This window comes from Rhodanobacter sp. DHG33, assembly GCF_014843005.1.
Lineage (GTDB): Bacteria > Pseudomonadota > Gammaproteobacteria > Xanthomonadales > Rhodanobacteraceae > Rhodanobacter_A.
Window position 1 is genome coordinate 189,402 of sequence record NZ_JACYXM010000006.1, and the last position, 26,057, is coordinate 215,458.

Here is a 26,057-nt window from a genome sequence, read left to right on the forward strand (position 1 = left end):
CCAGATTCCGCGGCGGCGGCAATGCGCGCCGCAGGCCATTCGCCGTGGGCCTATGGATGGAACCTGCTGTGGTCGTTCTGGATCTTCCTCGGCCCGCTGTTCCAGCACGTGGGGCCTGGCTTCTGGTGGTCGCTGGTCCTGGGCTATCCGATTTTCCTGCTGCTCTTCCTGCTTTCGTGGATACGGCCGACCGTCGAGGTGAACGGTTACGTCGGTGCGCTGGTGATATTGACCGCGCTGTCGATGCCGTGGAATCCCGCCGGGTGGACCTATGCCGTGTTCGCCTGCGCGATGCTGCCATACGAAGGGTCGTGGCTGACCACGGCCATAAGGATGGCGGTGATCCAGGCTCTGCTGGTGCTGGAAGGCATCTTCCTGCACTGGGACTGGTATGCCTTCCTGATCCTGGTCGGCGTATGCACCAGTACCGGCGTCGGTGCGCTGGCGGGGCGCATCAACTGGGAAAAGAACACCAGGCTGCGCATGTCGCACGAGCAGATCCGCCAGCTCGCCGCTACCGCGGAGCGCGAGCGCATCGGTCGCGATTTGCACGACTTGCTCGGCCATACGCTGTCTTTGATCACGATGAAGCTGGAGTTGTCGCGCCGGTTGCTGGACCGCGACCCGGCGACGGCACGACGCGAGCTGGCCGAGGCCGAAGAGGTGGCGCGCCACGCGCTGGCGGAAGTGCGTGCGGCGGTCACCGGCATCCGCGCCGCGGGTTTTGCCGCGGAGCTGGCTTCGGCGTCGCTGCTGCTGCGCACGTCCGGCGTGCGGCTCGACCAGCACCTGCAGGCCTTCAACCTGCCCGAGCCTGTCGAGTGCGGTTTGGCGCTGGTGCTGCGCGAGGCGACCACGAATATCGCGCGGCACGCGCATGCGACGCTTGCGCGGGTGTCCCTCGCCGGCACGGGCGACGGCGTGCAGCTGTGCGTCGAGGACAACGGGCGCGGCGGCATCCAGGTCGCAGGCAACGGCCTGCGCGGGATGCGTGAGCGCGTGCAGGCGTTGGGCGGCACGCTGCAATTGGATTCGCCGCCTGGCGGCGGCACGCGGCTGAACGTCCAGGTGCCGTTGGCCGCGACGGTTGCGGCGCACGGCATCGAATCGCCGCTGGTTTTCGCCAGAGTACGGCACGCCACATGATGCCGGCCTTTCTCGCCCGCTGGTTCACACCTGCGCCGGATTCCGGCGTGGCCGACGACATCAAGCGCGGCAAATCGCCGTGGGCCGACAGCGTCCACCTGCTGTGGTCGGTGTGGATCTTCGTCACTCCGCTGTTCGACAACGGCGTTGCCGGCTACACCCGGACCTGGCTGCTGTTCACGCTGGTGTCGTATCCGCTGTTCCTGTTGCTGTTCGCCCGCATCCAGTTGGCGCCCCAGCGCACGACGTATGTCTATGCCTGGGCGATGGCGGCGCTGTGTTTCGCGCTGCTGCGCTGGTACCCGAGTGGCCTCAGCTATTTCGTCTATGCCTGCGTGATGCTGAATCATTGCCGGATGCGCCTGCGCGCCCAGCTGATCCAGCTGGTGCTGCTCAACGTGGCCTTGCTTGGACTGGCCTGGTGGATCGGCTATCCGACCAGCGTGCTGGTGATCATGCCGGCTTCGGTCATCGTGATCAGCGTGATCATGCTGGTCGAGCGCATCAACAAGGAAAAGGACGCCGCGCTGCGCCTGTCGCAGGAAGAGATACGCCGGCTGGCGGTGCTCGCCGAGCGCGAGCGCATCGGCCGCGACTTGCACGACCTGCTCGGTCACACGCTGTCGCTGGTGACGCTGAAGTCCGAGCTGGCGCGCAAGCTGGCGCTGGCCGATCCGCCGCGCGCCCAGCGCGAGATGGAAGAAGTGGAGCGCGTGTCGCGCCACGCGCTGGCCGAGGTACGCGCCGCGGTCACCGGCATGCGGCGCAGCGACCTGACGGCGGAGCTGGCCTCGGCGCGGCTGATGCTCGAAGCTTCGAACATCGCGTTCGAGGCCGGTGCGCCCGTGTTGCCCGAGCTGCCGCCGGAGATCGAGGCGTCGCTGGCGCTGGTGCTGCGCGAGGCGGTCACCAATATCCATCGCCACGCGCATGCCGCGGTGGCGCGAGTGTCTTTCTCATGCGAGGCGGAAAGCTTGCACATGCGCATCAGCGACAACGGACGCGGCGGCCTTGCCGCCCACGGCAACGGCATCAGCGGCATGCGCGAGCGCGTGCGCGCGCTGGGCGGCACACTGGCCATCGACTCGCCCGCGCGGCGCGGCACGACGCTCGACATCCAAGTGCCTTTGCGTATGGTGCCGAGATCCGCCGTTGCGGATGCGCGTCTGCAGCCAACGCTGGCAGCCCAGAGGAGCGGCGCATGATCCGCGTGTTGCTGGCCGAAGACCAGGCCATGGTGCGCGGCGCGCTGTCGGCGCTGCTGAACCTCGAGTCGGACATCGAGGTGCTGGGCTCCGCCTGCGACGGCGAGGCCGCATGGCGCGAGCTGCAGCGGCTGAAGCCCGACGTGCTGGTCACCGACATCGAGATGCCCGGCCTCACCGGGCTGGAGCTGGCGCAGCGCATCCAGCGGCACGAGCTGCCGATCAAGGTGATCATCGTCACCACCTTCGCGCGACCGGGCTTTTTGCGCCGCGCGCTGGATGCGGGCGTGTCCGGCTACCTGCTCAAGGATGCGCCTGCGGAGAACCTCGCCGAAGCGCTGCGCACGGTGCATCGCGGCGGCCGCGCCATCGATCCGCAACTGGCGCTGGAAGCCTGGTCCGAAGCCGACCCGCTCAACGATCGCGAACGCCAGGTGCTGCGCCTGGCCGGCGAAGGGCAGAGCGCGGGCGACATCGCCACCGCCTTGAACCTGTCGCACGGCACCGTGCGCAACTACCTTTCCGAAGCCATCGGCAAACTCGGCGTGGCGAATCGCATCGAGGCGTACCGCCTGGCGCGGCAGAAGGGTTGGCTGTGATGCCTGAAGCTTGCCAGCGCGCCTAACGCCGGACCTTCGTGCCTTGCTTCCGCTCCGGGGTGCGTGACGCCTGCAGATCGCGCACGAAGCCGGCAGGGTTCGCGGGAGACAGCACCACGGTGCAGGTGCTGGTGCGCAACACCACGGCCTGCTGCCAGTCGGTGACGAAGGCGCGGTAGCGGCCCAGCTTCGCGTTGCGGAACCAGCCCGAGAACGAAAACAGGCCGCCGTTGCCGACCAGCCGCAGCGAACCGGACCCGGCCTGCGGGTCGATGGTCGCTTCGCGCAGTTCGCCCAGCGCAACCCGCGTGACCCAGCACAATCGGTAGACCTGCAGCACGCCGTCGCGCAGTTCGTAGCCGCGTACCACGAAGAGCGCGGCGGCCAGCAGGATTATCAGCGGCAACGCGGACACCGCCCGGTGTAACGACGGCGGCGCATGCGCATGGATCGGCGTGACGAAGGCAAGCAGCAGGGATATGCCCAGCAGAAGCAGGGTGACGGCGACCGAGATGCCCTTGAGGAAGCCGCCCCAGGGCGCGGCGGGATAGCGTGGGTCCATGGCCGGGATTCTGGCCGCAGTCCGGCATGCAGACAAGGCGGAATGCCAGGGCCAAAGCGATTCGCCGCATGCGGATGGCGGCGTCGCATACAGCAGGAAATCACGCGGTTCTTCACGGTTCGTGCGGCAGTGAAGACCCTCGACCAAGCCCGGGCATGCCGGCGGCGGCGCACTGCGGGATAATGGCCGATCCCCGCATCGCCGCCGAGCCGCTCTTGAAGAAGTCCGATTTCGATTTTGACCTGCCGCGCGAACTGATCGCGCAGGCGCCGCTGCCCGAGCGTTCGGCGAGCCGCCTGTTGCTGCTGGATGTGCCGGCTGACCGGCGCGAAGACCGGATGTTCCGCGAGCTGCCCGGCTTCCTGCGTCCCGGCGACCTGCTGGTGTTCAACGACACCCGCGTGCTGCCGGCGCGACTGTACGGGCGCAAGGACACGGGCGGCGCGGTGGAGATCCTGATCGAGCGCGTCACCGGCGCACACGAAGCCGTCGTGCAGCTGGGCGTGAGCAAGAAGCCGAAGGAAGGCGGTCGCATCGAACTGGCCGACGGCAGCCACGCCGTGGTGCTAGGTCGCGACGAGGGTTTCTTCCGGCTGCGCTTCGAGGCTCCCGAGCCGCTGGAAAAGCTGTTGCTCAAGCTGGGCGAGATGCCGCTGCCGCCGTACATCGAACGCCATGCCGACGCCGCCGACATGGAGCGTTACCAGACGGTGTACGCACGTGCGCCTGGTGCGGTGGCGGCGCCCACGGCCGGCCTGCATTTCGACGAGCCGCTGCTGGCCGCGCTGCGCGATCTCGGTGTGGCGTTCGGGTACGTCACTCTCCACGTAGGCGCGGGTACGTTCCAGCCGGTGCGCGAGGACAACCTGAGCGATCACCATATGCACCGCGAGTGGCTCAACGTGGGTGCGGGCCTGGTGGAACAGATCCGCCGCACCCGCGCCGCCGGTGGCCGGGTGATCGCGGTGGGCACCACGGTGGTGCGTGCGCTAGAAAGCGCCACGGTGGATGGCGTGCTGCATCCGTTCGCGGGGGAAACGCAGATCTTCATCTTCCCGGGCTACAGGATCACCAGCATCGACGGCCTCATCACCAACTTCCACCTGCCGCAATCCACACTGCTGATGCTGGTGTCCGCACTGGCCGGGCGCGAATACATGCTGGGCGCGTATCGGCATGCGGTGGAGCAGCGTTACCGCTTCTTCTCGTACGGCGATGCGATGCTGATCCTGCCGCACGGGGCCTGAGTGTTCTTTTGCCGGACTTGCAAAAGGAGCGAGGCGGTGAAGAATTCGCTCTTCCCATCGGGAACCGTATGGCCATGAGCGAACCCAACCGCGAAGCCCGCGCCGACGCCCTGCTCGGTGTCGCCAACGGCGAACGGCGGCGCCTGAAGATCTTTCTCGGCGCCGCGCCGGGCGTGGGCAAGACTTGGGCCATGCTGTCCGCCGCGCGCGAGCTGAAGAAGCAGGGCGTGGACGTGGTGGTGGGCCTGGTGGAGACGCACGGCCGCGCCGAGACGGCGGCCATGCTCGAAGGCCTGGAAATCCTGCCGCGCCGGCACGTGCACTACCGCGGCCGCGAGTTCGAGGAGTTCGATCTCGACGCCGCTCTGGCGCGTAAGCCGGCGTTGCTGCTGGTGGACGAGCTGGCGCACACCAATCTTCCCGGCGGCCGCCACGAGCGCCGCTGGCAGGACATCGCCGAGCTGCTCGATGCCGGCATCGAGGTGTACACCGCACTCAACGTGCAGCACCTGGAAAGCCTCAACGACCAGGTGCAGCGCATCACCGGCGTGACCGTGCGCGAGCGCGTGCCGGATGCCTTCCTGGATCGTGCGCGCGACATCGTGCTGATCGACCTGCCGTCGCGCGAGCTGATCCAGCGCCTGAAGGACGGCAAGGTCTACGTGCCGGAAACCGCGTCGGCGGCGCTGGATTCGTTCTTTTCGCCGACCAATCTCGCCGCGTTGCGCGAGCTGTCGGTGGACACCGTGGCCGGCCACGTGGAAAGCGACCTGCGCGGCGCCATGCTGGCGCGCGGCGGCGCGATGCCGGTGCGCCGTCGCGTGCTGGCGGCGATCGACGGCCATGCGCAGAGCGAATACCTGGTGCGCGTGGCGCGACGCATCGCCGAACGGCGCGGCGTGCCCTGGGGCGTGGCCTTCGTGGACACCGGGGCGAGCATGGACGGGGCATGGCACGAGCGGCTGGACGCCGCGATGCGCCTGGCGCGCCGCCTCGGCGGCGACGCCGTGGTGCTGCGCGGCCACGCCATCGCCGACGAACTGCTGGCGCACGCCGACCGCGAAGGGGTGGGCCAGATCCTGCTGGCGCGCACGCGCGAGCGCCTGTTCGCACGCATGTTCGGGCGCTCGCTCACGCAACAGCTGCTGCGCCGTGGCGCGCATATGGAACTCACCATTGTCGCCACGCCGGCCGAGCGCGCGGCTTCGCGTCGCCGCCAGCGCCTGCCGAACCTTCCCGGCGGCCTGGGGCGGGGCGGCGAATACGTCTATGCCACGTCGGCCACGCTGGTGGCGCTGGCCCTGGGTTTCCTGGGGCAGCGTTATCTGGGGGTGGCGAATCTCTCGCTGATCTTCCTCACCGCCGTGCTGGTGGTGGCGGTGCGAACGCGCATGGCCGTGGCGATCTATACGGCCATCCTGTGTTTTCTTTCCTACAACTTCTTCTTCGTACCGCCGATCTACTCGCTGACGATTTCCAGTACCGACGATGTGCTTGCCATGGGACTGTTCCTGCTGGCGGCGCTGGTGTGCAGCCGGCTGGCTACGCGCCTGACGCAGCAGGTGGAGTCGTTGCGTACGACGCACGTGCACGCGCGGTCCCTGCTCACGCTGGGCCAGCGTCTGGCCGCCAGTACCGATGCCGATGGCGTGCGTGCCGTGGGCGTGGCGGCCCTGGCGAAAGCGCTGCCATGCGAAGCGGCGCTGCTGGCGCGCGACGCCACCGGCGCGCTGCAGGCGGTGGCGACCGATCCGCACGTGATGCAGCTGCAGCCGCAGGACATCGCCGCCGCCGACTGGTGTGAACGCCATGCCGCGCCGGCGGGCCGCTATACCGACACCTTGAACGCCGCACCGTGCTGGCTATTGCCGCTGGGTGGCGACGAGCAACGCCTGGGTGTGGCCGCGCTGCGGTTCCCGGCCAGTGACGGCGACCTCGACTCTGACCGCCGCAGCCTTGCGCTGGCGATGGTGCAGGACATCGGCCAGGCGCTGGCGCGCGCACGGCTGGCGGAGGAGCTGGAGGGCGCGCGCGTGCAGGGCGAGACGGAGCGCCTGCGCAGCGCGCTGCTTTCCTCGGTATCGCACGACCTGCGCTCGCCGCTGTCCTCGATGATCGGCGCCGCGGGCACGCTGGTGGACTACGAAGATCGCCTGCCGCCTACCGAACGCCGCGAATTGCTCGAAGCCATCCTCGGCGAAGGCCAGCGGCTGGACCGCTATATCCAGAACCTGCTCGACATGACCCGGCTCGGCCACGGCACGCTCAAGCTCAACCGCGACTGGGTGGACGTGGCCGAAATCGTGGGGGCGGCGGTGACGCGCCTGCGCAAGCTGTTTCCCGCGCAGCGCGTGGAGATCGCGCTGCCGTCCGACACGGTATTGCTGCATGCGCATCCCGCACTGATCGAGCAGGCGCTGTTCAACATCCTCGAGAACGCCGCGCGTTTCTCGCCGCCGGACCAGCCGGTGACGGTGGGCGCGCGCACCGAGGGCGGACGCCTGCTGCTGGACGTGGGCGACCGCGGTCCCGGCATTCCGGAGGACGAGCGCGCACGCATCTTCGACATGTTCTATTCCGTGTCGCGCGGCGACCGCGCGACACAAGGCACCGGATTGGGCCTGGCGATCTGCCGCGGCATGATCGGTGCGCACGGCGGCAGCGTGGAGGCCTTGCCGCGCGAAGGCGGCGGCACCACCATTCGCATCAATCTGCCGTTGCCCGAACCACCCGCCGCCGCATGAATGCCGCATCGCCCCGTATCCTGGTGATCGACGACGAAGCGCAGATCCGCCGCTTCCTCGACATCGGCCTGCGCGCCGAGGGTTACCAGGTGCTGCTCGCCGCCAACGCCGCCGAAGGCCTGGCCCAGGCCGCCACCGGCAGCCCGGATCTGGTGATCCTGGACATCGGCCTGCCCGACCGCGATGGCCACGAGGTGCTGGCCGAGTTGCGGCAATGGAGCCGGGTGCCGGTGCTCATGCTGTCGGTGCGCGACACGGAAACCGAAAAGGTGCGCGCGCTGGACGCCGGCGCTAACGACTACGTCACCAAGCCCTTCGGCATCCAGGAGCTGATGGCGCGTCTGCGCGCGCTGCTGCGCCAGCGCACGGCCGGCGAGCCGGAGGCGCCGCCGCGCTGGGACGACGGCCGCCTCAGCGTGGATTTCCTGCGCCGCGAAGTGCGCCTCGACGGCGCCGAGCTAGCGTTGACCCGCAAGGAATACGCGGTGCTCAGCCTGCTGCTGCGCCACGCCGGGCGCGTGGTCACGCAACCTCAGTTGCTGCGCGAGGTATGGGGCCCCAGCCATGTGGGCGACAGCCAGTACCTGCGCATCGTCATCGGCAAGCTGCGCCAGAAGCTGGGCGACGATCCGACCCAGCCGCGCTGGCTGAAGACCGAGCCGGGCGTGGGCTACCGCTTCCTTGGGTGACCGTGCCGCGACAGGACATGACGAGGCGGATCATGCCGAGTGGCGCCGCATCGACAACGGCTTCCGCGCGGCGTCGACCGCGTCCAGGCTCTCGCCGAACAGCTGCATCGCTTCGTGCAATTGCGCCCTGGATAGGCCGCAGTAGCCAAGGATGAGGCCGGGTACGGTCGGTGGCTTCCGGTAGTGCGGCGCAATGGAATACAAGCCCAGCCCGCGCCCATGCGCTTCGGCGATCACCGCGTCGACTTGCTCATGTCCGTAGTCGGGCAGCCAGACGGTGACATGCATGCCGGCATGGGCGTCGGCGATCTGCACGCGGTCGCCGACGTATTGCTGCAGGCCGGCGATCAGCTCGCGCCGCCGTGCGCTCAGCTCCTTCGTCACATAGCGCAGATGGCGCTCGAAACCGCCGTCCTCCATGAAATGCGCAAGCGCGGCCTGCTCGATCGCCGGGTTGCCGCGATCGCATAAATACTTGGCGTTGACGAAGTCGTCGCACAGCGCCTCCGGCAGCACCATGTAGCCAAGCCGCAGCGCGCCGAACATCACTTTGGAGAAGGTGCCCACATAGATCACGCGATCGTCGTCGTCGAGCGAGCGCAGGGTCGGCAGCGGCGCGGAGTCGTAGCGCAGCTCGCCATCGTAGTCGTCCTCCATGATCCAGCAGTTTTTGGCCTGCGCATAACGCAGCAGTTCCTGCCGCCGCGGCAGGGAAAGCGCCGGGCCGGCGGGGAACTGGTGGGAAGGGGTGACCATCACCAGGCGCGGTGCCTGCGCTGGCAGGGCGCTGCAGACCAGGCCTTCATGGTCCGTCGGGATGGCCTGCAACGATGCGCCATGGGCGCCGAATTGCTGCCAGGCGCCGAAATAATGCGGATCCTCTATGCCTACCTCGTCGCCTTCGTCCAAAAGCACGCGCGACGTCAGGCTGATCGCCTGCTGGGTGCCGCTGACGATCAGTACGCGGTCCGACGTTGTCCGGATGCCGCGACGCCGCGCCAGATAGTCGCAGACCTGTTCGCGCAGGGCCGGGAGCCCCTGGTTGCTGGCATATTCGAGCCGGGTGCGCGTGGAGGCCCAGGCGAGCTCGCGGCCCCAGATGGCGCCCAGCGTGGGGTTGATCTGCGAGCGCCCGTACTGCATGTCCAGACGCCGGTCGCAATGCCGGGTCGTGATCGACCAGTCCGCGAGCTGCCGCGCACGTTTCGCATAGCGCGTGAGCGGCGTGCCGGGAATGGCCGGCGCACGGCGCGGAAGCATGGGCTCGGCGTGCGACGTGCTCACGTAGCTGCCGGAGCCCACGCGGCCGACGATGTAGCCCTCGGCGCGCAACTGCTCATAGGCAGTCAGCACCGTGATGCGGGAGAGCCCCAATTCTTCGGCCAGCACGCGGGTAGAAGGCAGCCGCGCGCCGGTGCTCAGCCGTCCGCTGAGGATGGCCGACTTCAGGGCACGGGTGAGCTGGCTGTAATGCGGACCGTGTCCATCTAGCTCAAGAAACATGTCGCCTCCTGATTGGTTATACGTGTTTCCTTAAAAATGGTCATGTGCATGACACTACTTCGCCAAAGCACGACGTTTGACGATCCCAAAATTGAAATGACAACGACATTCCGGGAAAAGAATGTTGGCCGAATCCATTTGTTTCCGCTTCCTGGATATTCGGTCATGTGCCAGAAGGCACGGATTGACTGTCCGCGGATGCAAACGGATCAATAGATCTCGATGACATTGGTCATGCTGGTTTCCAGTCAAATGGTTCTGTAAAGCATCCAAATGTTTATTTAGTGTGTATGTATGGAAGCTTTAAAGGGTGGCCGATTTGTCGTTTCTGATTGAAGCCGAATGGAACCGGGGCGAGTCAGGCATGCCGATCAACCAACTCCATGCCGTGCAAACCGCACATGGCAAGACGATGGGGGCGGAAAGATGCGTGTGAAGTCGTATCCGGATGAGCTGAAGGACGAGGCTATCCGACTGGTGGTCGAGCATCGGCTCACCACGAACGAGGCGGCCCTGAAGCTAGGTTTGCGCGGCGAAGTCGTCAGGGTCTGGGTGCATCGCTTTCGTTGCCGCAAGACTTCTCTCAACGACATTGAACAACTGCGCGCCTGCGTAAAAAGACTTGCGATTGAGCGCGATACGTTTGCCGGCATCGCTGCCAGTCTCTTGGACAAAACCGGTTGAGCTACGCGCATTTATCGGCGCAATCGCAGGAAATTACGTGAATGCCTTTGATGTAGATGTTATTGCTGTTGTTTGAAAGATGTTTTGAGTCGCGGGGAATAAACCTTTTTGGACCATTGGCCGGAGAGGTCATGGTCCTTGTTCATGTCATTAGCTGGGGAGTCGCTTAATGAATATCGCAAAATTCCGTAATTCATCGCTGCATGGCACGCGTTTGCGTCGCACTGCGTTGGCCGTGGCCGTCGTCGCCGGCGTCGGCATGACGGGGCAGGTGTTGGCACAGGCCACCACTGGCTCAGTGTTTGGTTCCGCACCAGTCTCGTCGGGCGAGACGGTACGCATCGTCAACAACCAGACTGGTCTCACTCGCGAAGTGGCGGTGGACAGCACGGGTCGTTTCGGCGCCAACCAGTTGCCGGTGGGTGATTACACGGTGTCGCTGATGCAAGGCGGCAACGTGATCGCCTCGCGCGAGCACGTGTCGGTAAGCGTGAACGGCGGTTCTCAAGTACCGTTCACTACTGCCGAAGCCGGTCAGAATGTACAGAACCTTTCCAGCGTGACGGTCACCGCCAATTCGGTGCCTGCGATCGACGTGTCCTCGACCCGCCAGACCTCGGTGATTACCTCGCAGGATCTGAAGGTGCTGCCGGTAGCCCGTGATGCTGAGGCCATCGCACTGCTGGCGCCGGGTGTCTCCGGCGGCAATGCCGTGCTGGGCACTGGCCCGGCAGGTACTCCGCTGCTTTCCTTCGGCGGCAACTCCGTGATGGAGAATGCCTATTACATCAACGGCTTCAACACCACCGATCCGGTGGGCAACACCGGCGGCATCGCCCTGCCGTACTTCGCCATTGCCGAGCAGCAGACCATTACCTCGGGCTATGGCGCCGAATATGGCCGCTCCACTGGCGGTGTGATCAGCCAGGTAGGCGCGCGTGGCGGTAACGATTTCCACGCTGGCGTTTACGTCACGATGTTGCCGGGCTGGGCGCAAAGCGACGCCGACAATACGTACTATTCCAATGCGTTGTCGACCACGCCGGACAAGGAATACGGGGATCTCTACCAGTATCGGAAGGCAAACAGCAATTGGACCACGATCTACGACGCCTATCTGTCCGGCCCGCTGATCAAGGACAAGCTGTTCTTCTACATCACTGCTGAATCCGAGCATGACCACAGCGAGGGGGTCACCGGGCTCAACTTGCCCAGTACCGATGCGCACTACCAGTCGACGGGTTCTACCTTGCCCAAGTTCTACGGCAAGCTGGATTGGAACATCAACGACAATAACACCCTCGAATACACCAATATCCAGACCAAGAACCAGACCCAGTTCGACAATCTGTACAACTACGACTACGCCACGCGCACCATTGGTGGCTTCAACGCCGTCAGTAATCCGATCACTTCGAGCAAGTTCGGCGTCAACATTCTCAAGTACACCTCGTACATCACCGACAACCTCACGCTGACCGTGCTGGGCGGCAAGATGAAGAGTACGTACTTCAGTCAGTTCGTGCCTTACGCGGGCTTCGATCCGACCATCCCGGGCATTGCCGCCAACCCGGGTGTGAATCCCAATGTTCCGGGATACACGAACGTCAACAACAACATCTACGCAACAACAGCCGGTTCGCCGGGGCACAAATCGACGACGAACAACTTCCGTCTGGATTTGGACTGGAAGCTGGGCGATCATGACTTGCGCTTCGGTATCGACAATCAGCGCAGCGTGGATATCGACGACGGCCAGATCACTGCTGGCCCTGGATACTACTGGCAGTACGCAGCCCCGACGGCACCGGTCAGCGCGCAGTACCAGTCATGCAACAACCTCGGCCAATGCCTCTACAACCCGCGCAACTATGCGGGTGGCGCCAGCGGCTATTACGCAGCCAAGGTGTTCTACGGCGGCACCTCTTCGTTCGTAGTGCAGCAGAAGGCGCAGTACATCGAGGATAACTGGCAGGTCACGCCGAACTTGTTGCTGAACCTCGGTCTGCGCAACGACCAGTTCACCAACTACAACGGGGCCATGGTTCCGTACATCCGCGAGACCTCGCCGCAGTGGGCGCCGCGCATTGGCTTCAGCTGGGACATCTTCGGCGACAGCAGTGCCAAGTTGTACGGCAATGCAGGCCGCTATTACCTTGCCATCCCCTCGGGCATGGGTACGCGCATGGCGGGCTCCAACGACTATAGCTACGAGTACTACACCTACGATTCGGTCAATGCGGAAGGTATCCCGCACATCGTGACGCAGGTGCCCACCACGGCCACGCCGTATTCCGCCGACGGTGAATATGGCCAGCCCAAGGATCCGCGCACTGCGTCCTCGGCCGACCTGAAGCCGATGTACCAGGACGAGTACGTGCTGGGCTTCCAGAAGGCATTTCAGACCTTCGGCCAGTCGCTGGTGTGGACCACTCAGGCCACCTACTCGAAGATGAACGATATCGTGGATGACACGAGCGCCTTCTGCACCACGGCAGGTACCGGCTATGCCGTGACCACGCAGCCAACGGCATGCGCCAGCGGTTATACCTTCCTGCCGCCGGATGCCAATCCCGCCACCTGGACCGATGACTACCTGGTCAATCCGGGGCGCAGCAACGTGATGCGCTACCAGAAGACCGATGGCAGCTACGGCACCTTCGTCTGGAATCCGCACACGGCTCAAAGCGCCGCAGGTGCGGTCGTTGGCTTCCCCGCCGCGTTCCGCAAGTACTACAGCCTCGAGGAATCGCTGGAGCGCCCGTGGGACGGCAAGTGGATGGCGAAGATCGACTACGTCTTCTCCAAGAGCTACGGCACCACGGAAGGCCCCACTGAGTCGTCCACTCACCAGGTCAGCTCGTCGTCGTCTGCAGCAGGTGGCTACAACTCGGGTGGCCTGACCGAGGCATGGGACTTCCCCGAGGTCATGCAGTATGCCAACGGCGAATTGCCTAACTCGCATCGTCACACGTTCAAGGCCTATGGCACCTATGCCATCACGCCGGAGTGGTTGGTCAGCGGCACCTACATCGTCCAGTCGGGCGCGGCGATCTCCTGCTTGGGCCTGTTTGGTCCGGGGCAGACTGATCCGATCAGCTATGGCGAGGCCTACCACTGGTGCGGTGGCCACCCGGCACCCCCGGGGGAGATGGGCCACACGCCGTGGACCCACCAGTTGAACCTGTCGGTGAACTACATCCCGGCTTGGGCCGACAAGCACCTGACCTTTCAGTTGCAGCTCCATAACGTGTTCAACGAGCAGAACGTCACTGCCTATGACGATTTCTACGGCGCAACGAATGTCCCGGGTGGCGCAGATCCCCAGTACAAGGAGCCGTGGGGCATCGAGTCCCCGCGCTACGCGGAATTCAGCGTGAAGTACGATTGGTAAGCAGTGCGGCTCCCCGTGTTCCGTGCAATTGCGAGTTGGCAGCACGGGGATAGGTGATCAAGCAAACGAACAAGGCCACCGGTTATCCGGTGGCCTTGTTCGTTTCAGGGTGCGATTGTTCTCGGGGTAACTGAAGCCAATCGAGACGTGGCATCTTGCGTGCCGGATCGGCGCAGATGGGTTTATATGCCAAACAAGCCACACTGGCAGCGTTAGTTGCCCCGAGTCGGGCCAGGTTGGACGTGGAGACATCCGAAAAATGAGGGCCGCCGGATTCGAAGCCGGGTAGCGCCGGATGTCGGCTGGTGCTGCGAGTCTGCATGCGACTACAGCTGTGGCGGGTTTGCGGCAGGTGCTTTCAGTCCCCGGCGAGGTATGATGGCCGTCACTTCAACCCCGGCCGCAATTCAACCTCAAGTGCGGCCGGCTCAACCAGGAAGCGAATCCATGGCACGCGGCATCAACAAGGTCATCATCGTCGGCAACCTCGGCGCCGATCCCGAAACCCGCTATACCGGCAATGGCACGGCCATCACCAGCCTGCGCATCGCCACCTCGGAACAGTGGACCGACAAGCAGAGCGGGGAGCGCCAGGAACGCACCGAGTGGCATCGCGTGAAGCTGTTCGGCAAGCTGGCCGAGATCGCTGGCGAATACCTGAAGAAGGGGCGCCAGGTCTACATCGAAGGCTCGCTGCGTACCGACAAGTACACCGACAAGGACGGCGTCGAGCGCTACTCCACCGACATCATCGCCAACGAAATGCAGATGCTCGGCGGCGGCAGCGAAGGTGGCAGCGGCGGTGGCGGCGGTGGCGGTTTCCAGCGCGAGCGTCCGCAAGGCGGCCAGCGCCCGCAGGGTGGCGGCGGCAATTACGGCAACCAGTCGCGCGGCGGCGGTGTCCCGGCGCCGTCGGCACCAGCCGGCAACGGCGGCTTCGAGGATGACGATATCCCGTTCTGAACAACACCTATTTCCGAGTGTTGAGAGAGATGCAGAGAGGGCCCCGTTCTTACGGGGCTTTTCTTTTCAAGGCCGGCCATCTTTCCAGCGATCTTGGTGGGGTGGTTTTCCCCACGAACAAGAGCGAAGTCGAAGAGAGAGTCCATTTTGCTTCCATGGCAAAGCCATGGTGGTTGGCTCAATCCACCGCCGTCTTCGTCGGCGAGCCGTTTTGATGTACGGCTTCGGCAATGGCCTTCAGCGCGCCCTCGGTGCCCTCGCAGGCATCGTTGGCAAGCAAAGCGAAGCCTTCGTGCTGTTTCGGATAGAGCACAACCTGGCTGGACATGCCAAAGCTGCCGCCGCTGTGCGAGATGACAGGCTGGCCCTGGTCATTTCCTAGGTTCCAGGCCATGGCTTCGCCGTCGTCTGTGCTGCCCGTCAAGACCTGGTGCGACAGGCGCACGGCCGGATCATTGCCGTCCAGCTGCCAGCGGACGTAGCGCGCCATGTCCTCCGTGGACGCATAGAGCCCCCATGCAGCACCCGCGTTCTGCGCGTGGTACGGCGCGGCGCGGTCATAGCCGTCGTAGCCGTTGACCAGGCGTGATCGCTCGCCGTCGTCTAGCGTGAGGCCCGTGGATGCCATGCCCAGCGGCTGCGTGATGTATTGGCGCAACACTTGATCGAATGGTTTGCCGTAGACCTTTTCGAGCCCTAGTCCGATCACCAGAAAGCCGGCATTGGAGTAGACCTGCTTTTCGCCGGGTGTGCTGCGCAGCCTGGTGTCGTGCAGCGCAGCCAGGAACTGTTCGCGGCCGAAGCCCCGGTTGAGGGCGACCATGCGGGCGATGAAGTCAGGCGCGTTCTTGTTCGCAAAGAGGGCATCCGTGTCGGGAATATCGCGAGGCATGCCGGAGTAATGCGTGGCCAGCGTGCGCAAGGTGATCGGCTGGCCCTTCCAGGCGAGATTGCCGAAGTCGCCCGGCAAGTCGTTGCGGAAATCGCCGTCCAGACTCATGCGCCCGTCGACAAGCGCTTGCGCTGCCAGCGTTGCGGTGAAGGTCTTGGTGACCGATGCAAGCTCGTAGATGCTTTGCGGCGTCGCCAAGGCAGCTTTGTCGCGAGAAGTGCTTCCGTAGTCGTAGAAATGAGGTTGGCCAGCCTCGATGACGACGATGGAAACACCTACATGGCAGCGATTGCGAAAATAGTCATTGGCGGCTCTGTCGACGGCGCGATCCAGCGCCGAATGGCGTGGATTGTCGCTGGGTGTTCTTGTTGTCGCGGTGCACGCAACGAGGGAGGCGGCCGAGTACAGAAGCACCGTGACGCAAGCCAGCCAGCACAACGTGCAGGCTGGAGACGTCGCATCCCGCGCAACCTGCTTGGTCATGGCCATCCCTTCGATGGTTCGATGAGGTGTCGTTGTGGCGAGGGTTCAGGCCAGCATCGCCGTCAGCACAGACACGCAGATGGCAGTGCAGACGACGAACAGGCTGTTGAGCATCATGGCTTCGAATTTCATGGCGGTTGTCCGTTGGGTGGGTTGATGAGGCTTTCGAGGTAGGTAGTGCAAGGCGGATGCCAACTGCATCGGTGTCTCGAAAACCGCATGGGAACGCCATTTCTGATGGATCATCGAAACGCGGCGTCTTGTCCGCGGACAGTTGTGCGTGGTTATCCGGACAACGCGGTGCCATGGAAATGCGGCGCAACGCACTCCAACATCGTGTTCATGCCGTTTCTCGCCCCGCAAAAGCAGAAAGCCCGCCGTCATGGCGGGCTTTCTGCTTTGCTTGCAAGAGAGAAGGCAGGCGCTCTGCTCATCGATTGCCGATGGCATCCAGTTCCGCCAGAACTTCGGTCGACAATTCCAGTTCCGCCGCTGCGAGGTTTTCGCGCAGGTGGCCGACCGATGACGTGCCCGGGATCAGCAGGATGTTCGGCGAGCGGTGCAGCAGCCACGCGAGGGCCACCTGCATCGGCGTCGCGCCGATGCGTTTGGCCACGTTGTTGAGCTTGTCCGATTGCAGCGGGCTGAAGCCGCCCAGCGGGAAGAACGGCACGTAGGCGATGCCCATGCCGGCCAGCGCATCCACCAGGGCATCGTCCTCGCGCTGCACGAGGTTGTACTGGTTCTGCACGCATGCCACCGGTGCGATGGACTGTGCCTGCTTCACCTGTCCGAGCGTGGCGTTGCTGAGGCCGAGGTGGCGGATCAGGCCTTTCTCGCGTAGTGCGGCCAGGGCGGCGAATTGCGGTTCGATGCTGCCTTCGCTGGGCTTGTGTACGTCGCCCATGATGCGCAGGTTCACCACGTCGAGGGCGTCGAGGCCGAGGTTGCGCAGGTTGTCGTGCACGGCCTGGGTCAGTTCGGCAGGGCTTTGCGCGGGGTTCCACGATGCGTCGGCGCCGCGCACGGCACCCACCTTGGTCACGATGGTGAGCTTGTCCGGGTAGGGGCTGAGCGCCTCGCGGATGAGGCGGTTGGTGACGTGCGGGCCATAGAAGTCGCTGGTGTCGATGTGGTCGACGCCAGCCGCGATGGCTTCGCGCAATACGGCGAGTGCGCCGGCATGGTCCTTCGGCGGTCCGAACACGCCCGGGCCGGCGAGTTGCATGGCGCCGTAGCCCATGCGGTGGACGGTGCGGTCACCAAGCTGGAAGGTGCCGGCTTTCTTCAGAGCGTTCATGCGTGACTCCTGACGGGCGAGGGGGATGCGCGGAAGCATAGGGATTGACCGGTCGATCGATAATCCGTTGGAATCGGCACGGGTTGTGCGAATGGTCGAACAATGAATGCCGACATGCAGGATCTCCTCGCTTTCCTCGCCGTGGTCCGTGCGGGAGGCTTCCGCGAGGCAGCGCGCACCGGCGATGCCTCGGCATCCAGCCTCAGCGAGGCCGTGCGCAGGCTGGAGGCCAGGCTGGGCGTCCGCCTGTTGAACCGCACGACACGCAGTGTCGCACCCACCGAGGTGGGCGCGCGGCTGGTCGAACGGCTGCTGCCCGCGCTGGGCGAGGTGGAAGCCGCGCTCGACGTGGTGAACCTTTACCGCGACAGCCCGGCAGGCACCCTGCGCATCAACGTGCCAGCCAACGTGGCGCGCACGGTGCTGCTGCCCATCATCGCGCCGTTCCTGGAACGCTATCCCGATATCCGCATCGAGGTCGTGGTGGAGGACAGCTTCGTCGATCTGCTGGCCGCAGGCTGCGATGCGGGCATCCGCTACGACGACAGGCTGGAGCAGGACATGATTGCCCTGCCGATCGGCCCGCGCACGCAGCGTCTGGTCACGGCCGCTGCGCCGGAATATCTGGCTGCGCACGGCACGCCCCGGCATCCGCGTGACCTGCTCGAGCATCGCTGTCTACGCGGCCAGTTCGCAGGCGGCGCGATGCCGGCATGGGAGTTCGAGCGCGACGGGGAAATCATCCGCATCGATGCGTCTGGCCCGCTGCTGGTGCGGCAAGGCGCGGCGTTCGACCTGGCGGTCGGCGCTGCCTTGCAGGGCCTGGGCATCATCCATTTGTTCGAGGACTGGCTGCAGCCGCATCTGGACAGCGGGGCACTCGTATCCGTTCTCGAGCCCTGGTGCCAGACTTTCACCGGGCCCTATCTCTATTACCCGGGGCGGCGGCATCTGCCGGCGCCACTCAAGGCCTTCGTGGAATTCGTGCGGCACGAAGCAGCGTCAGCGTGAGACGGGCGAAGCTGGCGTGGATCGGTCGTGCCCGGCACGCCGGTATTCGCCCGGCGTCATGCCGAAGCGGTGCAGGAACAGATCGCCGAAATGCGATGGCGTGGCGAAGCCCAGGCCGGTCGCGATGCCGGCAATGCTCTGCTCGGTTTCGAGCAGACGGCGGCCGGCCAGGTGCAGGCGGTGCGTGCGCACGTAGTCGCTCCAGCTCATGCCCACCTGCTGCTTGAAGCGGCGACTGAAATAGGCGGCCGACATCGCGCAAAGCGCGGCGGCCTGTTCCGCGCCGGGCGCATCGGCCGGGTGGCGGCGCAGGCGATCGATGGCGGGGCGCAGGCGTTGCAGGCCACGGGCATTGGCGGCCAGTTTCTCGCCCGCGACCGCCGGCGCGAGCGTCGCCGCGCGCAGCAGCAGTGCGGTCAGCGGCAACACCAATGGATCGCCGGCGTCGAGGCCGAGCAGCCAATCGGCCAGCACGCCCAGGCGCTGCCGCAGCAGCCGGCCAGGGCGTGCGCAGAACGGCTGGCGCAGCCGCTGCCACTCGGGTGCATGGACCAGTGTCTCGCCGGCCGTGGCCTCGATCTGCACGAGCACCCAGTCGCGCGCGCCGGGGTCGAGCTGGAAATCGTGCTGGCGCATCGAGGGAATGAAGGCGAGGCAGCCGGGGGTCAGGGCGTAGCGCCGGTCTTCCGTATCGAAATGGCCACCGACGCGGCCGAACAGCACCAGCTCGTGCGCATCATGGAAATGCACGAACGAATCGGTGGCCGCGGACCCGCGACCCTGACGGACGCGCTCGACACGGACCGGCGTGCGCGGCGCCAGTTCTACGGGTTCGCAGATCGGGCGTTCGAAGTGGGGCAGGGCCATGGCGATGCCTGCAGGATGGCGACGGTCGATTGTCGCCTATCGCGCGTCAAGGCACTGGATTCAGCGCGTGCCCACAATGCGCACCTGCATGGGATGCAGTACCGCATCGGGCGAAGCGGTGCCGCCGCCGTCGAGCAGGTCGACCCAAGCAGTGCCGGCGACGAACTGCGGATCGAGGCGCGGCCGCGCATCGGCCTTGCCGAGATTGACCAGCAGCAGCGTGCGGTGGCCGCCCTGTTCGCGCAGTATGCAGAGCACCGCAGTGTCGTCGTCGCAGAGGATGCGCTGGCTGCCGCCGCCGATGTCCGGCCGCGCGTTGCGCAGTGCGAGCAGCTTCCGGTACCAGTGGTAGAGCGAACCGGGGTCGGCCTGTTCTTCCTCCAGCGACACGCCGTCATGCGAGCGGTTGAAACGGTTCTTCCAGAACCATTGGTCGCCGCGGTACCAGGTGGCCGAGCCCGCGGCATCGAGGTCCGTCTTCCAGCGGAACGCCTCGCGCGAAGGTATGCCCACGGCGTCGGTGAGCGGGATGCCGCTGGAGGTGCCGATATTCTTCGGCTGCTCGCCGCGCATGCCCAGTTCCTGCCCGTAGTAGATCAGCGGATCGCCCTTGAGCATCAGCTCGATCGCGGCACCCGCGCGTGCCCTGGCGGGATCGTCGTGCACCAGCGACATGTAGCGGTCGATGTCGTGGTTTTCCAGGAGCAGCACCTGGGTCTTGCCCGGCGGCGTGGCGGCGTCGGTGGCGCGGATCGCCTTGACGATGGTCTTCTTGTCCAGCGACACCAGCGCGCCGCGCAGCGGGAAGGCGAACACCATGTCCACGTGGCCGTCGGTCAGCCACTGCGTGCCGTAGCCCCAGCCGGCCTGTTCGGCGAGGATGCGCAGCGCGGGACGGCGCGCTTTTAGCGCATCGAAGATAGGCGTCCAGAAGCCGGCGAACAGGTGCTTGTCCAGCCCCTTGTGGTCGAGGTCGTCCATCATGTGGTCGATGCGGAAACCATCCACGCCGTCGCGGCCGCTGCCGTTGCCATGCGGGTCGGCCCAGTACAGCAGCAGGTCACGGAAATACGCGCGCACCGCCGGGTTTTCGAGGTTGACCATGGCGATGCCATGGGACTTGCCGTCGTAGCCCATCCACTTCGCCTGTCCCAGGAAGGGCTGGGCCACGCAATGCTGCGCGTCCGTCCACAGCAGATAGCCGGCGTATTTCGCGTGCGGCTTGCAGATCGATTCCTGCCACCATGGATGGCCTTCGACGACGTACTGGAATTCCTCGTCGAGATAGACCTTGAGCCCTTGCGCATGCGCGGCGCGCACGAAGGCGAAGTAATCGTCCATCGTGCCGTAGGCCGGGTCTATGGCCTTGAACCGGGTGGCGAAGTAGTTGTGGTAGTACGGCGAGGGCTGCAGCGGCGTGAGCAGGATGGTGCTGGCGCCGAGCTGCCTGATGTAGCCGAGCTCGGAAGTCAGTCCCTTGAGGTCGCCGATGCGGTCGCCGTTGGAGTCGCGGAAGCTGCGGAAGAAGATCTGGTAGAAAACCTGGCTGCCGGATTGCGCGGGCGCGGGCGTCGCAGCCTGTGCCGGCGCTGCGGACAACACCGCGAACAGCGCGGCGCCGAACCAGGCGAGCAGAAAGCGGGCAGGTTTCATGCATCGTCCTCCGTCGTGCGCAATGCGTGGCCGAAGAAGCGCAGCGTGCTTTCCAAGGTGGCCGACCAGTAATCCCAGTCGTGCCCGCCCGGACCTTCGGCGTAGTGGTGCGTGATGCCGTGGCGCTGCAGCTCGCGGTGCAGGGCGCGGTTGGCTTCGATGCAGGGGTCGTCGAGGCCGCAGTCGATGCGCAGCGGCGGCAGCGGGACGTTGCCGCCGGTGAGCGCGGTGAGCACGCTGCGGTCGGCGGGCGCCGTGCTCCAGTCGTGGCGGTCCTCCTCGATCAGCGCACCGAGCTGGACGGCTTCGGTCACGGCCGAGAGCGAGGCCGCTGCCGCAATGCGGCGCGGATATTTGCCGGCCAGCCGCAGTGCGCCGAAACCGCCCATGCTCAGGCCCGCCACCAGCAGCGGCGAGCGTGCGGTGCAGCCATCGATCAGTTCGCATGCCAGCACGGGCAGTTCGTCGATGATCCAGCGCTCGGCGTCGTGGTCGCCGTGCGCGACGTAACCCGAACCATCGCCCCACAGTCCGTCCGATGGCATCAGCAGGGCCATCGGTGGCAGCGCGCCTTCGTCGATCAGGCGTGCGGCAGTGAGATGCGCGCGGCCTTTCAATGCCCATGCCCAGTGCGAGCCGTACACGCCGTGCAGCAGTATCGCCACCGGCAGGTCCGCCACGCCGCGCGCCGCTGGCGGCACGTACAGGGTGACGTCGGCGCGGCGCGCCAGCGCGCGGCTTTTCACGGTGGCGAAGACTAGCCCGTCCGCGGCAATGGCGGGATCGGAAACCTCGACGGTGCGGAAGATGTCGTCGTTCATGCGATGCGCAATACGCCCTTGGTGCTGTGTCCCTGCAGCATGTCGTCGAAGGCGCGATCCAGCGCCTCCATCGGATAGTGGTGGCTGACCAGCGAAGCGAGTTCGAGCTTGCCTTGCGCGATCCACTCGAACAGCCGTGGAAAGTCGCGTGCGGGAACGCAACCGCCATACAGCGGCGCGAAATAGCGCTTGTTCCAGAACAGGTCGGTGAGTTCCAGCGTGGAAGGGCCGTGCGCGCCGCTCACCTGCAGTGCATTGCCGCCGTTGCGGGCGAGCTTGAGCGGCAGGAAGGCCAGCGCCGGCACGCCGGTGGCCTCGAAGGCATGATCCACGCCGCGGCCATCGGTCAGCACGCGCACGTCGGCGACGAGCTGCGCGTGATCGCCATCGCCATCGCGCGGCAGCAGCGTGTGCGTCGCGCCGAGTTCGCGTGCGCGCTCCAGCCGGGCCGGCACGCGGTCGATGGCGATGATGCGGCGCGCGCCGGCGATGCGCGCGCCCTGGACCACGTTGAGGCCGACGCCGCCGCAGCCGAGCACCGCCACCGTATCGCCGGGCGCCACTGCGGCCACGTTCACCGCCGAACCCACGCCGGTCATCACCGCACAGCCGAGGATGCAGGCGAGGTCGAGCGGAAGGCTGGGTGGCAGTGGCGTCACCGCCTCGGCACGCACCAGCGTGTAGTGGGCGAAGGTGCCGAGGTGGAAGGAACGCTCGACAGGCTGCCCGCGCCAGCGCGTCGCGCCGGCATGCGCGCGGCTGTTGCCGAGATGCGGCACGTCTAGCTCGTGCGTGCGCTCGCACAGTGCCGCGGCGCCTTGCGCGCACTGGAAGCAGTGGCCGCACGGTATCGCCCAGTTGAGCAATACCGGCTGGCCGACTTCCAGGCCAGCCACGCCTTCGCCGATGGCTTCGATATGGCCTGCACCTTCGTGGCCCATCACCAGCGGGCCGGGCCAGTGCAGCGAGGCGTGATCGGTATGGCAGACGCCCGCCGCGGCCATCGTCACGCGCACTTCGCCCGCGGCGGGCGCATCGACCGCGATGGTTTCGAGGCTGAAACGCCCCATGCCGTCGGTGATGATCGCGTTGCCGTGGACGACCTTGGCGCTCACGCCGCGTGCCCGGACGGCCTGCTTTCGAACAGCAGCGGGTTCTTCGGTGTGGCTATCACCGCGCCGACTTCCGCGCCCGGGCACCAGCGCTCCCAGTCGGCCTGCTGCATGTGGTTGTCCGGCGCCTTCAGCCGCATGTCGCGGTCCATGTAGATCACCGTCATCACCGAGCGCGGCGTGGCCGAGCGGTTGGGGCCGGCGCGGTGGAAAGTCCAGCCGGAGTGGAAGCTCACTTCGCCCAGCGCGAACGGTTCGTCCAGCACGTCGAAGCCGCAGGCTTGCATCTTCGCGGTGATCGCGCGCTCGCTCTCGTCGGAAATCTCCAGGTCGCGGCCGAACGCCTCATGCTGGCTGCCGGCGAAGAAGGCCAGCGGTCCCATGTCCTGCGGCACGGCCTGCAATGGCACCCAGGCGGTGACGGTGCGGTCGCTGGTGACGGGCCAGTAGTACTGGTCGGCGTGCGCCGGGGTGATGCCGCCGCCCGGCTCCTTGTACAGCGACTGGTCGTGGTACAGCCGCACACCGTCCACTTCCATCAATGCGGCGGCGAGCCCGGCCAGGCGCCTGCCGAACACGAACTCGCGCACGGTGGCGCTTTCCTCCCAGAGGTTCATCACCTGCAGGAAGGCGCGGTCGTAGGTGCTGCGTTCTTCCAGCGGCGCGGTCTGCGTGTTCAGCGCGATGGTGAGGCGGGTGATTTCCTCGCCGTAATGGCGCAGCTCGTCGGCATTGAACACGTCCTTGAGCTTGATGAAGCCGTTGCGGCGGTAATCCGCGATCTGCTGCGCGGTGAGCGGGTAGGGGCGGTCGAGGTCGATGGCCATGCGCGGACTCCGGCGGGGATGGCTTCATGCTAGGCAGCACGTGGCGATTGCGCATCGGCGTGAGATGTCCAAAAGCGCGGGGAGACTGTCGGATTCATGACCTCTTGGTGAGAGGTGTGTATGCGCTCTGCGCCAGGGATGGGGGTATGCGTTGCCGCAAGTTACAGAGCGGTTTCGTGCTGCTGCCGCAGCCCGAGTTACTTTTCTCTTGCGTGGCCAAGAGAAAAGTAACCAAAAGAGAAGGCCACCCCGATGCAGCGCTCTCCGGGCATCCTGCCCTGCGAGTGCGTGAGGCGGGGCCGGGCTTTTCGGCCGGACTCCTGTCCGGTCGAAAAGGCGAGTCCCTCCATGGACTCGCCCGCTGCGCGGCCTGATCGCCCCCGCCTCACCGCCGCCTAGGGGCCCCTGAAGAAGCAGCGCGCTTCCTCCGCGCAGAAGCAACGGCAACCGCCAGAGCAAAGCCAAGGCGGCGCGAAGCGCCGCGAGGCTTTGTGCTTTGTCCCCTCAGTTTCCAGATACGGCGCGGTGTGGCCGCGGTGCAGGACGTGTCGCCGAACGTAGTTCCAACATCCTCAACACCGCCTGCTCGTAGTCCCGGCGGATTACACCAGGCCCTTTCTCTGGGTTACTTCTCTTTGGGCCAGCAAAGAGAAGTAACTCGGGCGCCGGCAGGCGACCGAAACCGCTTTGTCGCTTGCGATAGCCAAGACAACTCATCCCCGGCGCAGAACACCAGGGTGCCTTCTCAGCCCGCGACCCCATTCCCCAATCGCACCCTCAACGTACACAACCCCGCCATGAACAGACTGGCGCCCCCCGTCACCAGCGCCCACACCGGCTGATCATGGAAGCACCGCTTCAACAGCTCCCCCAGCACGCTGGCGGCGACTAGCTGCGGAATCACGATGAAGAAATTGAAGATGCCCATGTACACGCCCATCTTCGACGCGGGCAGGTTGTCGGAGAGCATCGCGTAGGGCAGCGACAGGATCGATGCCCATGCGAAGCCCACGCCCACCATCGGCAGCAGCAGCCAGTGCGGGTCGCGCACGAACAGGAAGGACGCCAGCCCCAGGCCGCCCAGCCACAGGTTCACCAGATGGCTCACGCGCAGGCCCCAGCGGCGCACCATGCGCGGAATGACCATCGCGGCCACCGCCGCGCAGACGTTGTAGGCGGCGGAAAGCACGCCCACCCAGTTCGCCGCTTCGTTGTAGAGCGCGGAGTGCGCGTCCGTGGCGCCGTATTGCACCTGCGCCACGGTAGCCGTGGTGTAGATCCACATCGCGAACAGCGCGAACCACGAGAACAACTGCACCCACGCGAGTTGGCGCATCGCCGCGGGCATGGCGTGCAGGTCGCCCAGTACATGGCCGAGCAGGCCGCGCTTTTCCGCCAGCGCGGGACGCATCTTCATGGCGGCCTCGTAGCCGATCAGCAGCAGGCCGTAGAAGGCCAGGCCGCCGGCCAGCAGGTATACCTCGTTGCGCAGTTGCAGGAGCCAGACCAGCATGCCGAGCGCCATGCCCGCGACCAGCCACAGGCTGCCGCGGCGCCAGATGCCGCGCAGGTCGGGCAGGTTCCCGTGTGCCGGCGCGGCATCGAAGCTGCGCAACTGTTCGGGCGGGTACTCCTTCGTGCTGAAGACGGTCCACAGCACGGCGCACAGCAGCGCGGCGCCGCCGGCATAGAACGAATACTTCACCGTATCGGGAATGCCGCCGTCGGGCGCCACGTTGCTGACGCCCGAGTGCGCCAGGATCCACGGCAGCATCGAAGCGACCACCGCGCCGATGCCGATGAAGAAGCTCTGCATCAGATAGCCCAGCGGACGCTGGCGCACCGGCAACTGGTCGGCGACGAAGGCGCGGAACGGCTCCATCGCGACATTGAAGGAGGCGTCCATCAGCCACAGCAGGATCGCCGCCATCCACAGCACGCCGGAGTTCGGCATCCACAGCAGCGCCAGCGTCGACAGCAGCGCGCCGGCGAGGAAATACGGGCGTCGCCGCCCCAGCCGGGTCCAGGTGCGGTCGGAGTAGTGGCCGATGATGGGTTGCACGATCAGGCCGGTGAGCGGCGCGGCTATCCACAGCGAAGGGATCTGCTCCAGCGAGGCGCCCAGGGTCTGGAAGATGCGGCTGACGTCGGCGGTCTGCAGCGCGAAGCCGAACTGGATGCCGAGGAAGCCGAAGCACATGTTCCAGATCTGCCGGAACGACAACTCGGGTTGTTGCTGCGAGGCGGTGCGAGGGGTGGGGACGGGCGTCAAGGGCACGATCCTGCGCTGGGCGATCCTGCGAGGTTAGGCGGCATCGCAGTGCAGCAGCCAGCCCGGTGCATACGTATTCATGC

Annotated in this window: 21 protein-coding genes; 10 read left to right on the forward strand and 11 right to left on the reverse strand. The window is 65.8% G+C overall.

The window, feature by feature from the left end:
* The first annotated feature begins 21 nt into the window (after positions 1–21).
* The 3 genes from IHE46_RS12465 to IHE46_RS12475 are packed head-to-tail and all read left to right on the forward strand — an operon-like array spanning position 22 to position 2,950.
* Positions 22–1,146, forward strand: a complete 1,125-nt coding sequence (locus IHE46_RS12465) for a sensor histidine kinase (protein WP_192164967.1) — start codon at positions 22–24, stop codon at positions 1,144–1,146.
* Positions 1,143–2,351 (forward strand): sensor histidine kinase, encoded by a 1,209-nt coding sequence (locus tag IHE46_RS12470; protein WP_192164968.1) that lies wholly within the window; start codon positions 1,143–1,145, stop codon positions 2,349–2,351. The genes IHE46_RS12465 and IHE46_RS12470 overlap by 4 nt, the downstream gene beginning before the upstream one ends.
* Positions 2,348–2,950 carry a response regulator transcription factor gene (locus IHE46_RS12475; protein WP_192164969.1) on the forward strand — a complete coding sequence of 201 codons (603 nt, stop codon included), beginning with the start codon at positions 2,348–2,350 and terminating at the stop codon, positions 2,948–2,950. The genes IHE46_RS12470 and IHE46_RS12475 overlap by 4 nt, the downstream gene beginning before the upstream one ends.
* A gap of 22 nt (positions 2,951–2,972) precedes the next feature.
* Here the strand turns inward: IHE46_RS12475 and IHE46_RS12480 are convergent, their stop codons facing one another.
* A complete protein-coding gene (locus tag IHE46_RS12480; RefSeq protein ID WP_192164970.1) occupies positions 2,973–3,512 on the reverse strand; it encodes a PH domain-containing protein in 540 nt (179 codons plus the stop codon).
* Between the two features lie 182 nt (positions 3,513–3,694).
* Between IHE46_RS12480 and queA the strand changes: the two genes are divergently transcribed.
* The 3 genes from queA (at position 3,695) to IHE46_RS12495 (ending at position 8,192) form a co-directional block, all read left to right on the forward strand.
* A complete protein-coding gene (queA, locus tag IHE46_RS12485; protein WP_192164971.1) occupies positions 3,695–4,759 on the forward strand; it encodes a tRNA preQ1(34) S-adenosylmethionine ribosyltransferase-isomerase QueA in 1,065 nt (354 codons plus the stop codon).
* A 74-nt stretch (positions 4,760–4,833) separates the two neighbouring features.
* Entirely contained in the window at positions 4,834–7,503 is a 2,670-nt protein-coding gene (locus IHE46_RS12490; protein WP_192164972.1) for a sensor histidine kinase KdpD, read from the forward strand.
* Positions 7,500–8,192, forward strand: coding sequence for a response regulator transcription factor (locus IHE46_RS12495; RefSeq protein WP_192164973.1), 693 nt, complete (start codon positions 7,500–7,502; stop codon positions 8,190–8,192). The genes IHE46_RS12490 and IHE46_RS12495 overlap by 4 nt, the downstream gene beginning before the upstream one ends.
* Before the next feature lie 30 nt (positions 8,193–8,222).
* On the opposite strand, the gene IHE46_RS12500 is transcribed toward IHE46_RS12495, so the two are convergent.
* On the reverse strand, positions 8,223–9,695 hold the full coding sequence (locus IHE46_RS12500; protein ID WP_192164974.1) for a PLP-dependent aminotransferase family protein: 1,473 nt from the start codon (positions 9,693–9,695) through the stop codon (positions 8,223–8,225).
* 426 nt (positions 9,696–10,121) lie between these two features.
* Here IHE46_RS12500 and IHE46_RS12505 point away from each other — a divergent pair, with 426 nt between their 5' ends.
* The 3 genes from IHE46_RS12505 to ssb all read left to right on the forward strand — a co-directional run bounded on the left by IHE46_RS12505 (position 10,122) and on the right by ssb (position 14,736).
* Positions 10,122–10,379, forward strand: coding sequence for a transposase (locus IHE46_RS12505; RefSeq protein WP_192164975.1), 258 nt, complete (start codon positions 10,122–10,124; stop codon positions 10,377–10,379).
* A 169-nt stretch (positions 10,380–10,548) separates the two neighbouring features.
* Positions 10,549–13,773 (forward strand): TonB-dependent receptor, encoded by a 3,225-nt coding sequence (locus IHE46_RS12510; protein ID WP_192164976.1) that lies wholly within the window; start codon positions 10,549–10,551, stop codon positions 13,771–13,773.
* Between the two features lie 447 nt (positions 13,774–14,220).
* Positions 14,221–14,736 carry a single-stranded DNA-binding protein gene (ssb, locus tag IHE46_RS12515; RefSeq protein WP_192164977.1) on the forward strand — a complete coding sequence of 172 codons (516 nt, stop codon included), beginning with the start codon at positions 14,221–14,223 and terminating at the stop codon, positions 14,734–14,736.
* 178 nt (positions 14,737–14,914) lie between these two features.
* On the opposite strand, the gene IHE46_RS12520 is transcribed toward ssb, so the two are convergent.
* The 3 genes from IHE46_RS12520 to IHE46_RS12530 are packed head-to-tail and all read right to left on the reverse strand — an operon-like array spanning position 14,915 to position 17,411.
* Positions 14,915–16,111, reverse strand: a complete 1,197-nt coding sequence (locus IHE46_RS12520; protein WP_192164978.1) for a serine hydrolase domain-containing protein — start codon at positions 16,109–16,111, stop codon at positions 14,915–14,917.
* 45 nt (positions 16,112–16,156) lie between these two features.
* Positions 16,157–16,495: a hypothetical protein gene (locus IHE46_RS17015; protein ID WP_225563031.1), complete on the reverse strand. Its 339-nt coding sequence runs from the start codon at positions 16,493–16,495 to the stop codon at positions 16,157–16,159.
* Positions 16,496–16,541: 46 nt separating this feature from the next.
* Entirely contained in the window at positions 16,542–17,411 is an 870-nt protein-coding gene (locus tag IHE46_RS12530; protein WP_192164980.1) for an aldo/keto reductase family oxidoreductase, read from the reverse strand.
* A gap of 102 nt (positions 17,412–17,513) precedes the next feature.
* On the opposite strand from IHE46_RS12530, the gene IHE46_RS12535 reads away from it, so the two are divergent.
* Complete coding sequence (locus IHE46_RS12535) at positions 17,514–18,422, forward strand: LysR family transcriptional regulator (RefSeq protein ID WP_192164981.1); 909 nt, start codon at positions 17,514–17,516, stop codon at positions 18,420–18,422.
* Here IHE46_RS12535 and IHE46_RS12540 read toward each other — a convergent pair.
* The 6 genes from IHE46_RS12540 to IHE46_RS12565 all read right to left on the reverse strand — a co-directional run bounded on the left by IHE46_RS12540 (position 18,414) and on the right by IHE46_RS12565 (position 25,902).
* Positions 18,414–19,289 (reverse strand): AraC family transcriptional regulator, encoded by an 876-nt coding sequence (locus IHE46_RS12540; protein ID WP_192164982.1) that lies wholly within the window; start codon positions 19,287–19,289, stop codon positions 18,414–18,416. The genes IHE46_RS12535 and IHE46_RS12540 overlap by 9 nt on opposite strands.
* A gap of 60 nt (positions 19,290–19,349) precedes the next feature.
* A complete protein-coding gene (locus IHE46_RS12545; protein ID WP_192164983.1) occupies positions 19,350–20,942 on the reverse strand; it encodes an alpha-amylase family glycosyl hydrolase in 1,593 nt (530 codons plus the stop codon).
* Positions 20,939–21,763 (reverse strand): alpha/beta hydrolase-fold protein, encoded by an 825-nt coding sequence (locus tag IHE46_RS12550; RefSeq protein WP_192164984.1) that lies wholly within the window; start codon positions 21,761–21,763, stop codon positions 20,939–20,941. Before IHE46_RS12550 ends, IHE46_RS12545 begins: the two co-directional genes overlap by 4 nt.
* Positions 21,760–22,878 carry an alcohol dehydrogenase catalytic domain-containing protein gene (locus tag IHE46_RS12555; protein WP_343230027.1) on the reverse strand — a complete coding sequence of 373 codons (1,119 nt, stop codon included), beginning with the start codon at positions 22,876–22,878 and terminating at the stop codon, positions 21,760–21,762. Before IHE46_RS12555 ends, IHE46_RS12550 begins: the two co-directional genes overlap by 4 nt.
* A complete protein-coding gene (locus tag IHE46_RS12560) occupies positions 22,875–23,702 on the reverse strand; it encodes a phytanoyl-CoA dioxygenase family protein (RefSeq protein WP_192164985.1) in 828 nt (275 codons plus the stop codon). Before IHE46_RS12560 ends, IHE46_RS12555 begins: the two co-directional genes overlap by 4 nt.
* A 745-nt stretch (positions 23,703–24,447) precedes the next feature.
* Positions 24,448–25,902, reverse strand: coding sequence for an MFS transporter (locus IHE46_RS12565; protein ID WP_192165276.1), 1,455 nt, complete (start codon positions 25,900–25,902; stop codon positions 24,448–24,450).
* Positions 25,903–26,057: the final 155 nt, after the last annotated feature.